General features: G+C 65.8%; 11 protein-coding genes. 6 read left to right on the top strand and 5 right to left on the bottom strand.

Going from position 1 to position 12,506, the window contains the following annotated elements; translation table 11 throughout:
* The first annotated feature begins 13 nt into the window (after nucleotides 1-13).
* The gene (locus ABWW33_RS04800; RefSeq protein WP_353399522.1) at nucleotides 14-607 is read left to right on the top strand and encodes a TetR/AcrR family transcriptional regulator; all 594 of its coding nucleotides are present in this window, start codon (nucleotides 14-16) and stop codon (nucleotides 605-607) included.
* On the opposite strand, the gene ABWW33_RS04795 is transcribed toward ABWW33_RS04800, so the two are convergent.
* Together ABWW33_RS04795 and ABWW33_RS04790 are read right to left on the bottom strand one after the other, a co-directional pair.
* On the bottom strand, nucleotides 593-1,408 hold the full coding sequence (locus tag ABWW33_RS04795; RefSeq protein ID WP_353399519.1) for a crotonase/enoyl-CoA hydratase family protein: 816 nt from the start codon (nucleotides 1,406-1,408) through the stop codon (nucleotides 593-595). The two genes, ABWW33_RS04800 and ABWW33_RS04795, sit on opposite strands and share 15 nt — an antisense overlap.
* Nucleotides 1,409-1,485: 77 nt before the next feature.
* A complete protein-coding gene (locus tag ABWW33_RS04790) occupies nucleotides 1,486-3,030 on the bottom strand; it encodes a M20/M25/M40 family metallo-hydrolase (RefSeq protein WP_353399516.1) in 1,545 nt (514 codons plus the stop codon).
* Between the two features lie 199 nt (nucleotides 3,031-3,229).
* Here ABWW33_RS04790 and ABWW33_RS04785 point away from each other — a divergent pair, with 199 nt between their 5' ends.
* Nucleotides 3,230-6,025, top strand: a complete 2,796-nt coding sequence (locus ABWW33_RS04785; RefSeq protein WP_353399513.1) for a valine--tRNA ligase — start codon at nucleotides 3,230-3,232, stop codon at nucleotides 6,023-6,025.
* A 57-nt stretch (nucleotides 6,026-6,082) separates the two neighbouring features.
* On the opposite strand, the gene ABWW33_RS04780 is transcribed toward ABWW33_RS04785, so the two are convergent.
* A complete protein-coding gene (locus ABWW33_RS04780; RefSeq protein ID WP_353399510.1) occupies nucleotides 6,083-6,508 on the bottom strand; it encodes an Lrp/AsnC family transcriptional regulator in 426 nt (141 codons plus the stop codon).
* Nucleotides 6,509-6,631: 123 nt separating this feature from the next.
* Between ABWW33_RS04780 and ABWW33_RS04775 the strand changes: the two genes are divergently transcribed.
* A complete protein-coding gene (locus ABWW33_RS04775; RefSeq protein WP_353399508.1) occupies nucleotides 6,632-8,236 on the top strand; it encodes a phytoene desaturase family protein in 1,605 nt (534 codons plus the stop codon).
* Here ABWW33_RS04775 and ABWW33_RS04770 read toward each other — a convergent pair whose 3' ends face one another.
* Complete coding sequence (locus ABWW33_RS04770) at nucleotides 8,237-9,205, bottom strand: threo-3-hydroxy-L-aspartate ammonia-lyase (protein ID WP_353399505.1); 969 nt, start codon at nucleotides 9,203-9,205, stop codon at nucleotides 8,237-8,239. It lies immediately after the preceding gene.
* A gap of 18 nt (nucleotides 9,206-9,223) precedes the next feature.
* Complete coding sequence (locus tag ABWW33_RS04765) at nucleotides 9,224-9,850, bottom strand: helix-turn-helix transcriptional regulator (RefSeq protein WP_176654775.1); 627 nt, start codon at nucleotides 9,848-9,850, stop codon at nucleotides 9,224-9,226.
* A gap of 160 nt (nucleotides 9,851-10,010) precedes the next feature.
* Between ABWW33_RS04765 and ABWW33_RS04760 the strand changes: the two genes are divergently transcribed.
* From ABWW33_RS04760 to ABWW33_RS04750, 3 genes are all read left to right on the top strand, one after another.
* Nucleotides 10,011-11,135 (top strand): glycosyltransferase, encoded by a 1,125-nt coding sequence (locus tag ABWW33_RS04760; protein ID WP_353399502.1) that lies wholly within the window; start codon nucleotides 10,011-10,013, stop codon nucleotides 11,133-11,135.
* Entirely contained in the window at nucleotides 11,122-11,904 is a 783-nt protein-coding gene (locus ABWW33_RS04755; RefSeq protein WP_353399499.1) for a DUF2334 domain-containing protein, read from the top strand. Before ABWW33_RS04760 ends, ABWW33_RS04755 begins: the two co-directional genes overlap by 14 nt.
* A gap of 79 nt (nucleotides 11,905-11,983) precedes the next feature.
* Nucleotides 11,984-12,424 (top strand): DUF2147 domain-containing protein, encoded by a 441-nt coding sequence (locus ABWW33_RS04750; RefSeq protein WP_176654777.1) that lies wholly within the window; start codon nucleotides 11,984-11,986, stop codon nucleotides 12,422-12,424.
* Nucleotides 12,425-12,506: the final 82 nt, after the last annotated feature.

Below are 12,506 nucleotides of genomic sequence, written 5' to 3'. Positions count from 1 at the left end.
ATCCACCCGCTTTATGTCCAGGAACGCCATGACCGACAGCACACCAGCACCGGACCGCCGCGTCCTCAAAACCAAGGCCGCCCTGCGCGACGCGATGCTGGACTTGATGGCTTTGCGTGGCTGGGACGAGCTGACCATCCAGGAGATTTGCGACCGTGCCAACGTGGGCCGCTCGACCTTCTACATGCACTATCAAAGCAAGGAGGACCTGCTGTCCGAAGGCCTGAACGAGTTGCGCGACATGATCGCCGCGCAGGGGGCGGACACGGAACATGCCGGCTGCCACTTTCTGGCCGGCCTGCTGAGCCACATGGCGCAACAGCGCGACGTGTTCAGGGCAGCCATCGGGCGCCGCAGCGGACACGGCGTGGCGCGCCGCTTCCGGCACATGGTGTTCCAGCTGGTGGTGATCGAACTCAAACGGCGACGGCACCCGGCCGCCGCGCATCCATGGGTGGCCATGTTCGTGGCTGGCGGCATCGTCGAGGCGATGGCGTGGTGGGTGGACGCGCCCGAGCCGCCGTCGATCGACGACATGCGGCGCGAGCTCGACGAACTGGCCCTGGCCGTGCTGGGGGGCGCAGCCGCGGGTTCAATCCTTGAATGAAGGCGGGCGCTTGCTCATGCCGGACATCATGGCCTCCTGCAGGTCGGCCGACATCAGCATGGCCGCGTTCCAGGTGGCGTTGTAGTTCAGGCCGTCGGCCACCGTGTGGTCGCGGGCGTAGGTGATCATTTCCTTCACGCCGCGGATGGCCAGCGGCGCCTTGGCGGCGATGTCGGCGGCGATGGCGCGCACGCCGTCGCGCAAGGCCTCCGGCGAGTCGAACACGCGGTTGACCAGGCGGATCTCCTTCGCCTCGGCGGCATCGACCTTGCGCGCCGTGTAGGCCAGCTCGCGCGCCATGCCGTCGCCGATCAGCTTGGGCAGGCGCTGCAGCGTGCCGACGTCGGCCGTCATGCCGATGTCGATTTCCTTGATGGTGAACCAGGCGTCGGCCGAGCAGTAGCGCATGTCGGCGCAGCAGATCAGGTCGATGCCGCCGCCGACGCAGGCGCCGTGCACGGCCGCCAGCACCGGCTTGCGGCAGCGCTCCAGGCTGGTCAGCGTGTCCTGCAGGTCGAGGATCACGCGGCGCAGGTTCTCGCGCGTGCGGCCGTCGCAGTCGTCGCGGATCTGCGCGCCCAGGCCCATCATCATCTGCAGGTCGATGCCGGCGGTGAAGCCCTTGCCTTCGCCCGCCAGAATCGCCACCCGGATCTCCGGCGTCGCATCGATGTACTGGAAGGCGCTGCGGATATCGTTCCACATCGCCAGGCTCATCGCGTTCATCTTCTCCGGGCGGTTCAGGCGCACGGTGGCGATATGGTCTTCGACGCCGACGGTCACGGTTTCAAAACTGGGCATTGCTGTCTCCTTTGAATGATGGCGAAAGCATACTCCAGATGCGGCGGCCGGCACAGCATCGCCGGCCGCCGTCGCCCTTATTGCGGGAGGTAGGTCAAGGTCAGCGTGTAGCTCGACGCCGCATAGCCGTTCAGCAGCACATAGGCGTTGCCGTTGGCGGCGTACGACACGGTGCAGCTCTCGGTGCTGCTCGGACCGTCGGACTTGCAATCGTAGCTGCTGGTGGTCGCCGCGCCGGCCTTGCGCACATACAGGTCGGTGTCGCCGGTGCCGCTGAGTGCCGCCCTGAAACTGCCGCCGGCGGCCACCTGGTAAGGACCGTAGGCGCGGGTCTGGCCCCTGGCCAGGCTGCCGGTGAAGGTCTCGGTGCGCTCGGCCGGCGGCGTGACGCCGGCGCCGTCGCTGCCCAGCTCCACCGCGTAGGCCAGCGCCATGCGCGCGAACTTGAGCGCGTGGTCGGCCTGGTTGCCGCTGTTGGCGTAGGTGTCGTTGGCGGTGTGGATGTAGGGATCGTCCTCGCCCATCGCCGCCTCGAACGGCATCGACGACCAGTAGCCGGCCGAGGTCCACGACGCATGGTCGGAACAGGCGTAGCCGCACTTGTCGTAGCCGATCTTCAGCGTCGGCAGGTAGGTCGTGATCAGGTTGGCGACGAAGGTGTTCTGCGCGTTGTCGGTGTAGTCGGTGTACAGGTAGATGTCGTTGACCGAGCCCTTGTAGTTGGTCATGTCGAGCTGCATCACGCCGACCACGTTGACGTTGCTGGCCTTGTGGTTCTGGGCGATGTCCTGCGAGCCGCGCAGGCCGACTTCCTCGGCGGCGTAGCCGATCATCTTGATGGTGCGGCGCGGCTTGTAGCCGCTGGCGATCATCACCCGCAGCATCTCGGTCATGCTGGCGATGCCGGAGGCGTCGTCGTCGGCGCCGGGCGCCTTCGTGGTCTCGCTGGTGCCGGCCTGGTTGATCGAATCGAGGTGGCCGCCCAGCACCACCACTTCGTTCGGGTTGTCGGTGCCGGTGATGGTCAGGATCACCGACTTTTGCGGGTAGGCCGAATGGGTGTACTGGGTCACGGCGATGTCGCTGCGGCCGGCCGCCATCGTGGTCCAGCGCTGCTTGAGCCAGTTCGACGCGTTGACGCCGTTGTTGGTCGTGTAATAGAGGTTGGCGTAGGACGACATGTCGATGATGGTCTGGCCGATGTTGCTTGCCTGCATCTGGGCCAGCATGGGATTGACCACGCTTTGCTGGTCGATCGCATACGACGGCCGCGCCGCGGCCAGGCCCGCCAGCGTGGTGCGGGTCTTGGACGGCGTCAGCGCGGCGATGCCGGCCGCCTCGCTGGCGTGGAACATGAAGCCGCCGCAGCGGTGCAGTTCGCGGTGCACGGCGGCCGACAGCGCCAGCATCTGCCGCTCGTCGACTTCGACCAGATGGATTTTCTCCTGTCCGGCCAGGGTGGCGCGGCTTTCGCGGGCCGCCGCCTGCGGCGCCGCCTTCTGCAATTGCGCATACGCGGCGTCGCCGACGCTGATCCAGACCTTGTTGGACTGGGCCAGCGCGGAAGCCGATGCGCCGGCGAATAAGCCTGCGATCAGCACAGCAATGAGTCGTGTGGTCATTTCCGTCTCCGTGTTATCAAAAAATTATTGGGATCGGAAACGGTATGCTTTTGGCGGCCACGAGTCAAAAATCTTGCAAAATTCGACAATGTGACGGGAAATGTCCGGAGTTTAACAAACGCCGATGCGCGCATGGCTTGCCGCGTCATCTATAATGGCTGTTTTCGCAAACGCATTTCTAAAATAAATCAGCCAAATCATGGAATTAGCCAAGTCTTTCGAGCCTGCCGACATTGAACAATTCTGGCGTACCGAGTGGGAACAGCGCGGTTACTACACCGCCACCCTCGACGCCGGCAAACCTTCTTTCAGCATCCAGCTGCCGCCGCCGAACGTGACCGGCACCCTGCACATGGGCCATGCATTCAACCAGACCATCATGGACGGCCTGACCCGCTACCATCGCATGCTGGGGCATAACACCGCCTGGATCCCGGGCACCGACCACGCCGGCATCGCCACGCAGATCGTCGTCGAGCGCCAGCTGGACGCGCAGAAAATCTCGCGCCACGACCTGGGCCGCGAGAAGTTCGTGGAAAAAGTCTGGGAGTGGAAAGAGAAATCCGGCTCCACCATCACCGGCCAGATGCGCCGCCTGGGCGCCTCGCCGGACTGGAAGCGCGAATACTTCACCATGGACGAGCCGCGCTCGAAAGTCGTCACCGACGTCTTCGTCCGCCTGCACGAGCAGGGCCTGATCTACCGCGGCAAGCGCCTGGTCAACTGGGACCCGGTGCTGGGCACCGCCGTCTCCGACCTGGAAGTGGTGTCGGAAGAGGAAGACGGCTCGATGTGGTACATCAAGTACCCGCTGGCCGACGGCAGCGGTTCGCTGACCGTGGCCACCACCCGTCCCGAGACGATGCTGGGCGACGTCGCCGTGGCGGTCGATCCGACCGACGAGCGCTACCTGCCGCTGGTCGGCAAGATGCTGAAGCTGCCGCTGTCGGACCGCGAAATCCCGATCATCGCCGACTCGTATGTCGACAAGGAGTTCGGCACCGGCTGCGTCAAGATCACCCCTGCGCACGACTTCAACGACTACGCCGTCGGCCAGCGCCACAACCTGGCGATGCCGTCTATCCTGACCCTGGACGCCAAGATCGCCGACGACGCGCCGGCAGCCTACCGTGGCATGGACCGCTTCGTTGCGCGCAAACAGATCGTCGCCGACCTGGAAGCGCAAGGCCTGCTGGAACAGGTCAAGCCGCACAAGCTGATGGTGCCGCGCGGCGACCGCACCGGCGTGGTCATCGAGCCGATGCTGACCGACCAGTGGTTCGTCGCCATGAGCAAGCCGGCGCCGGAAGGCACTTTCTTCCCGGGCAAGTCGATCGCCGAGACCGCGCTGGACAAGGTCGCCAGCGGCGAGATCAAGTTCGTGCCGGAAAACTGGAGCACCACCTACAACCAGTGGCTCAACAACATCCAGGACTGGTGCATCTCGCGCCAGCTGTGGTGGGGCCACCAGATCCCGGCATGGTACGACGACGCCGGCAACATCTTCGTCGCCAAGACCGAAGCCGAAGCGATCGCGCAAGCGGCCGCCAAGGGCAGCACCGGCCCGCTGCGCCGCGACAACGACGTGCTCGACACCTGGTTCTCGTCCGCGCTGGTGCCGTTCTCGACCCTGGGCTGGCCGGAAGAAACGCCCGACATCAAGGCCTTCCTGCCATCGTCGGTGCTGGTGACCGGCTTCGACATCATCTTCTTCTGGGTGGCGCGCATGGTCATGATGACCGCGCACTTCACCGGCCAGGTGCCGTTCAAGACCGTGTACGTGCACGGCCTGGTGCGCGACTCGCAGGGCCAGAAGATGTCCAAGTCCAAGGGCAACACGCTGGACCCGATCGACCTGATCGACGGCATCGGCATCGACGCGCTGGTGGAAAAACGCACCACCGGCCTGATGAATCCGAAAGCGGCCGAGAAGATCGCCAAGGCCACGCGCAAGGAATTCCCGGAAGGCATCGCCGCCTACGGTACCGACGCGGTGCGCTTCACGATGGCCTCGTACGCCTCGCTGGGCCGCAACATCAACTTCGACCTGGGCCGCGCCGAAGGCTATCGCAACTTCTGCAACAAGCTGTGGAACGCGACCCGCTTCGTGCTGATGAACACCGAAGGCAAGGATTGCTCCGCGAATGAGGCGGACCTGTCGAACGCCGACAAGTGGATCATCTCGCTGCTGCAGAAGGCCGAGCTGGACGTGGCCAAGGGCTTCGAGGACTACCGCTTCGACAACATCGCCTCGACCATCTACAAATTCGTCTGGGACGAGTACTGCGACTGGTACCTGGAAGTGGCCAAGGTGCAGGTGCAGAGCGGCACCGAAGGCCAGCAGCGCGCCACCCGCCACACCTTGCTGCGCGTGCTGGAAGTGGTGCTGCGCCTGGCGCATCCGGTCATTCCGTTCGTCACCGAGGCGCTGTGGCAGGCCGTCGCGCCGCTGGCCGGCAAGACGGGCGACTCGATCATGATGCAGCCGTACCCGATCGCCAACACCGCCAACATCAATGAATCGGCCGAAGCCTGGATGCAGCAGCTGAAGTCGCTGACCGACGCCACCCGCAACCTGCGTGGCGAAATGCAACTGGCGCCGTCGCTGCGCGTGCCGCTGATCGTCGAGCCGGGCAATGCGGCCGACAAGGCGGCGATGGAATTGTTCGCGCCGTACATCCAGTCGCTGGGCAAACTGGCCGAGGTGCAGATCGTCGACGCGCTGCCGGAATCGCCGGCCGCCGTGTCCATCGTCGGCACGACCAAGCTGATGCTGAAGGTGGAGATCGACGTCAAGGCCGAGCGCGAGCGCCTGGCCAAGGAGATCGCCCGCGTCGAAGGCGAGATCAACAAGGCCAACGGCAAGCTGTCGAACGAAAGCTTCGTCGCCCGCGCGCCAGCCGAAGTGGTGGCGCAAGAGAAGGAACGCGTTGCCAACTTCTCCGCCACGCTGGACAAGATGCGCGAACAGTTCGCCAAGCTGCCAGCCGCCTGATAAGTTCCGCTGCAAAGCAAAAGCCGCCCGGCGCAAGCCGCGCGGCTTTTTTTTTGGCTAGCGGTCGATGCGGGTCGTCATCAGGATCGACGTCGTGGTCCGCTCCACCCCATCCAGCGCACCGATCCGGTCGACCACGCCATCCAGCTCCTCCACCGAACCGGCTTCAACGCCGGCGATGAAATCGTAGATCCCATTCACCGAATGCAGCGTGCGCACATGGGCAATCCGGCGCAGCGCGCTTTCTATGCCGGGCGTCAGTTTCGGCGTGGCCGTGATCATCACCAGCGCGCGTACCAGTCCCGCGCGATAGTCCGCGCTGGTGCGCACCGTATAACCGATCACAACACCTGAACGCTGCAGGCGGTCGATGCGGCTTTGCACCGTCGTGCGCGACAGCCCCAGCTTGCGTGCCAGCTCGGTCGTCGCGGCGCGCGCGTTTTCGCGCAATAGCGCCAGCAGTTGCTGATCGATGTCGTCCATTTTTTCCTTTTGCCGATACCTTCGTCATTTTGCTCAGTATTTTCATGCAATTCGTCTGCCTGTGCAATGCAATTTGCCGACGCCGTCCGCACAATGGAATCCCTGTGTTTTTGGAGAGATTTGATGCGCGACGTGATCATTATCGGCGGTGGCCACAACGGCCTTGTATGTGCCCACTATCTGGCTAAAGCAGGGCTGAAAGTCACCGTGCTGGAGCGGCGCCCCGTGGTCGGCGGCGCGGCGGTGACCGAGGAATTCCACCCGGGATTTCGCAATTCGGTGGCCGCGTACACGGTGTCGCTGCTCAATCCCAAGGTGATCCACGACATGGAACTTGCCAGGCATGGATTGCAGGTCGTCGAGCGCCCGCTGGCGAACTTCCTTCCGCTGGATGACGGCCGCTACCTGAAGATCGGCCCCGGCAAGACCGCCGCCGAAGTGGCGAAGTTTTCCCAGCGCGACGCCGACCGCCTGCAAGCGTATGGCGAACATCTGGAGGCCGCGGCCGAACTGCTGCGCGACACGGTGCTGCAGACGCCGCCCAACCTGGTCCAGGGCAACTGGCTCAGCGCCCTGCCCGAACTGATCAAGGCCGGCAGCCTGGGCAACCGCATGCGCAAGCTGCCGCTCGCCACCCAGCGCGAACTGCTCGACCTGTTCACCAAATCGGCCGGCGACTACCTGGACGGCTGGTTCGAAAGCGCGCCGATCAAGGCCGCCTACGGCTTCGACAGCATCGTCGGCAACTACGCTAGTCCGTACACGCCGGGCTCCGCCTATGTGCTGCTGCATCATGTGTTCGGCGAGGTGAACGGGAAAAAAGGCGCCTGGGGCCATGCCATCGGCGGCATGGGCGCCATCACGCAGGCGATGGCCAGGTCGGCCGAGGCGCTCGGGGTCGAGATCCGCACCGGCTGCGGCGTGCGGGAGGTGCTGCTGGATAAGGGCAGCGCGGTCGGCGTCGTCACCTCGAAAGGCGAGCGGCTCGATGCGCGGGTGGTGGTGTCCAACCTTAATCCGCGCCTGCTGTACACGACGCTGGTCGACGCGGCCGCCCTGCCTGGCGATTTCCTGCGCCGCATGGAGGGCTGGCGCTGCGGCTCGGGCACTTTCCGCATGAACGTCGCGCTGTCGGAGCTGCCGGACTTCAGCTGCCTGCCCGGCAAGACGATGGCCGAGCATCACGGCAGCGGCATCATCATCGCGCCCAGCCTCGGCTACATGGAGCGCGCCTACCATGACGCCCGCGCGCTCGGCTGGGCGCGCAAGCCGATCGTCGAAGTGCTGATTCCTTCCACGCTGGATCCGACGCTGGCGCCGTCCGGCCAACATGTCGCCAGCCTGTTCTGCCAGCACGTCGCGCCGCAGTTGCCCGACGGCGCCAGCTGGGACGAGCATCGCGACACCGTCGCCGACCTGATGATAGATACCGTCAACGCCTACGCCCCCAATTTCAAGGGCTCGGTGCTGGGCCGTCAGATCATGAGTCCGCTCGACCTGGAGCGCACCTTCGGGCTGGTCGGCGGCGACATCTTCCACGGCGCGCTGGGACTGGACCAGCTGTTCTCTGCGCGACCGATGCTGGGCCATGCGGACTATCGCGGCCCGATCGCCGGACTGTACACCTGCGGCGCCGGCACCCATCCCGGCGGCGGCGTGACCGGAGCGCCGGGGCACAACGCCGCGCACGAAGTACTGCGTGACTTCAAGTTGAAGAAGTATGCGTGATTATTCTGCCAGCAGCGCGGCGTAGCGTTCGATGTCGACGTTGCCGCCGCTGATGATCACGCCGATCCGCTTGCCTTGCAACTTGTCCTTCATCGCCCGCGCGGCGGCGAAGCCCAGGCAACCGGTCGGCTCCACCACCATCTTCATGCGCGCCGCGAAGAAGCGCATCTCGGCGCGCAACTGCTCATCGCTCACCGTCAGGATATCGTCCACGTCGCGCTGGATGATCGGGAAGGTCAGGTTGCCCAGGTGCTGAGTCTGCGCGCCGTCGGCGATGGTCTTCGGCGTGTCGATATGCACGATGCTGCCGCTGCGGAACGACTGCTGGCCGTCGTTGCCCGCTTCCGGCTCCACGCCATAGATTTTGGTCGACGGCGAAATCGCCCGCGTCGCCAACGCCGAGCCGCTCAGCAGGCCGCCGCCGCCCAGGCAGACGAACAGCGCATCCAGGTGTCCGACTTCCTCCAGCAATTCCTTGGCCGCCGTGCCCTGCCCCGCGATCACGTCCGGATGATCGTACGGCGGAATCAGTGTCAGGCCATGCTTCTGCGCCAGGTCGCGGCCGATCTGTTCGCGGTCTTCGGTGTAGCGGTCGTAGGTCACCACTTGCGCGCCGTAGCCGCGCGTGGCGGCGATCTTCGACGCCGGCGCGTCGAGCGGCATGACGATGGTGGCCGGAATGCCCATCAGCCTGGCCGACAGCGCGATCGCCTGCGCGTGATTGCCCGACGAGAAGGCCACCACGCCGGCCTTGCGCTGGGCCGCGTCGAACTTCGCCAGCGCGTTGTAGCCGCCGCGGAATTTGAACGCGCCCATGCGCTGCAGGTTCTCGCACTTGAAGAACACTTCGGCGCCCAGTTCCTCGTTGGCGGTGCGCGAGGTGGCCACCGGCGTGCGGTGCGCGTGGCCGGCGATGCGTTCCGACGCGGCGACCACATCGGCGTAAGTTGGCAGTTTCAATTCGCTCATGATGCTCCTAAGGATGAATTAGCGCGCGTCGTTGTAGACGGTCGCGCGGGATACGTTGAGGTAGGCGGCCACGATCTCCATCGCGCGCCGCACGTCGCTCAGGCCGGCGTCTTTCAGTTCGCGCATCAGGGCCTTGCGCTCGTCGGCCTTCAGTGCGCGCGGCGTCGAGCCCAGGCGCGCCGCGAACTGGTCGATGCGGATGCGGATGGCGTCGGCGCCGGTCGGCTCCATCGTCTCGCTGACGGCCGCTTCCGCGTTGACGCTGCTGAATTGCGTCAGCAAGGTGTTCAGGCTGCGGAACACGGTCAGGTCCACATTCATGCACAGCGCGGCGATGTAGCGGCCCTCGCTGTCCTTGATGCCGACCGACGTGCTTTTCGCCAGCCGGCCGTCGGGAAAGGTGTTCGGATAGTTGGCGATCACCTGCGCGAATTCGGGATCGGCGATGCGCGCCAGCCCCAGCTTGGTGGCCGGCGCGCCGATGCTGCGCCCGGACATATTGTTGTGGATCGCCAGTATCGTGTGCTTGGGATCGAGCAGGTCATGCAGCACCACTTCGCAGAACGGCGCCAGCGTCTGGCCCAGTCCATCGGCGACCTGCTTCATCTGTTCCAGCAGATTTTTCTGTTCGGCTGTCTTTTTCATTTGCACATATTATCTTATTTTAGACAATAAGTGTAATTTCAGCGGTGTAGGATGGCGGCGCCGCATGCTGTAGGAGCGCCGCTTTTGGCCGCGTGCCGCTGCGCCGCCAGGCGTTTGCTGACATATCATCCTCTCAGCATGACTCTATCCCGAGGCAGATATGCATGTGGTCGACGTGACGATGTTCTATGGCGGTGGCGGCGGCGGCATCACCACCTACCTCGACGCCAAGGCGCGCTGGCTGGCGGGTCGGGCGGACATGCGCCATACCATTGCCAGCCCCAACCTGCCGCCGCACGCCGGCGCGGTCGCCCAGGCCGGCCCGCCGCACACGGTGGCGCTTCCCGGCATCGCGCTGCCCGGCTTGCACGGCTACCGCATGCCGCGCTCGGCGGAAGCGGTCACGCGGGTGTTGCTGCGGCTGCAGCCGGACCTGATCGAAACCGGCGACGCCGGTCCCTGCGGCTGGGCCGCGGTGCATGCGGCGCGGCGGCTCGGCGTGCCGCTGGTCGGCTTCTATCATTCGGACCTGCCGCAACTGGTGCGCAAGCGCTTCGGCAGCGCCGCCGGGCGGATGGCGCAGCAATACGTGCGCCGGCTGTACCGCCATTGCGACCTGCTGCTGGCCCCCAGCGCGGCCATGGTGCGGCGCCTGGCCACGCTCGGCCTGCATGCGCACCAGCAGCCGCTGGGCATCGACACCGTGATCTTCCATCCGCAACGCGCGCACGGCAACCTGCGCGCCGACCTCGGGTTGCCGGCGTCGGCCCGGCTGCTGGTGTACGCCGGCCGCTTCAACAGTACCAAAAAGCTCGACCTGCTGGATGCCGCCGTCAGGCGACTCGGCGCGCCCTACCATTTGCTGATGGTCGGCGGACGCGCGCCGCGCCGCAGCGGACCGGTGTCGGTGCTGCCGTTCCAGACCAACCCGCGGGCACTGGCGCGGCTGCTGGCAGGCTGCGACGCGCTGGTGCACGCCGGCGACAGCGAGACCTTCGGCCTGATCGTGCTCGAGGCGATGGCCTGCGGCCTGCCGGCCGTGGTCACCAGCGCCGGCGGCATCTGGGAACTGGTCGCTCCGGGGACGGGCGTGGTGGTCAAGCCGAACAGCGCGAGCAGTCTGGCGGAAGGCATCGCCGCGCTGTACGCCGGGGACTTGGCCGGCATGGGCGAGCGCGCCCGCCGCACGGCGTGCACGCACTACGACTGGAACCGGGTGCTGCCGCATCTGCTGGACCACTACCATGCCCTGCGCGGGCCGGGCAGCGCCAGTGTCGGCCGCTGAACAGCCCATCCGGCGCGCGTTGTGCGTGTCGATCCATGACGTGGCGCCAGCCACGTGGCCGGACTGCCTGCGCCTGTGGCAGGCGTTGCGCGCGGTGGCGGATATTCCGCTGACCTGGCTGGTGGTGCCGTGCTATCACGGCCGGCGCGGCGACCCGCTGTGCGGCGCGCGGGCATACGAGACGGCCATCGAGCAGGTGCTGGCGCGGGGCCATGAACTGGCGCTGCATGGGTACACCCACCTGGACCGGGGCCCGCCGCCGCGCAACCTGTCCGAGGCGTATTGGCGGCACCTGTTCACGCAAGGCGAAGGCGAGTTCGCGGCGCTGAGCACGCAGCAGGCACAGCGCCGGCTGGCGCTGGGCATGGCCTATTTTTCCCGGCGCCGCTGGCCGCTGCATGGCTTCGTGGCGCCGGCCTGGCTGCTGAGCGACGGCGCCTGGGCCGCGCTGCGCGACAGCGGCTTGCTCTACACCACCACACTGCGGCATTTTCATCTGCTGCGTGAGCGGCCGCTGGCGCTGCCCGCGACCAGCCTGATGTACTCGACCCGCAACGCCGCCGGCCGGCTCCTGTCGCGCATCGCGGTTTCGGCAGCGACGCGTCAGGCGCCGGCGCAGCTGGTGCGGTTCAGCCTGCACCCGCGCGACGCCCGCCATCCGGCGCTGCTGCGCCACATGCAGCGCACGATGGCCTCGCTGCTGGCAACTCACGAGCCGCTGACCAAGGCAGACTTCGCCAACCAGGCCATTTTCGACGGCGGACTCTAATCGATCAGGCGGCTGCGCTCACGCGTCCGCCAGTTCGTATAATGAAAGTCCAAACCAAAAACAAACCCGGAGACCCCTCATGAAATTCCTCGCACTGATCATCACTGCGGCACTATCCATCGCCCCGGCCTTTGCCGACGACAGCTCGCCTGTCGGCCTGTGGAAAAACATCGACGACGTCAGCGGCAAGCCGAAGGCGCTGATCCGCATCACCGAAGGCAACGGCGTTCTGCAAGGCAAGATCGAACAGCTGTTCCGCGCGCCCGGCGAAGACCAGAATCCCAAGTGCGAGAAGTGTGACGACGCGCGCAAGAACCAGCCCATCGTCGGCATGGTCATCATGAACGGCCTGAAGAAGGATGGCGACGAATACGCCGGCGGCGAAATCCTCGACCCCGACAACGGCAAGGTCTACCGCAGCAAGATGCACCTGACCGACGGCGGCAAGAAACTCAGCGTGCGCGGCTACATCGGCGTGCCGATGCTGGGCCGCTCGCAAGTGTGGCTGCGCCAGGAATAAGCCGGCCTCACTCTCCTGCGCCGCGCGTTCTGCGCGGCGCCGAACTCCTCTGATGTTTATTTTCCACAAAGTTTCCTAGCCT

Source organism: Duganella hordei, assembly GCF_040369125.1.
Taxonomy (GTDB): domain Bacteria; phylum Pseudomonadota; class Gammaproteobacteria; order Burkholderiales; family Burkholderiaceae_D; genus Rugamonas; species Rugamonas hordei.
Note: the sequence above shows the minus strand (reverse complement) of the source record. Positions and strands in the feature narration are given on the sequence as shown.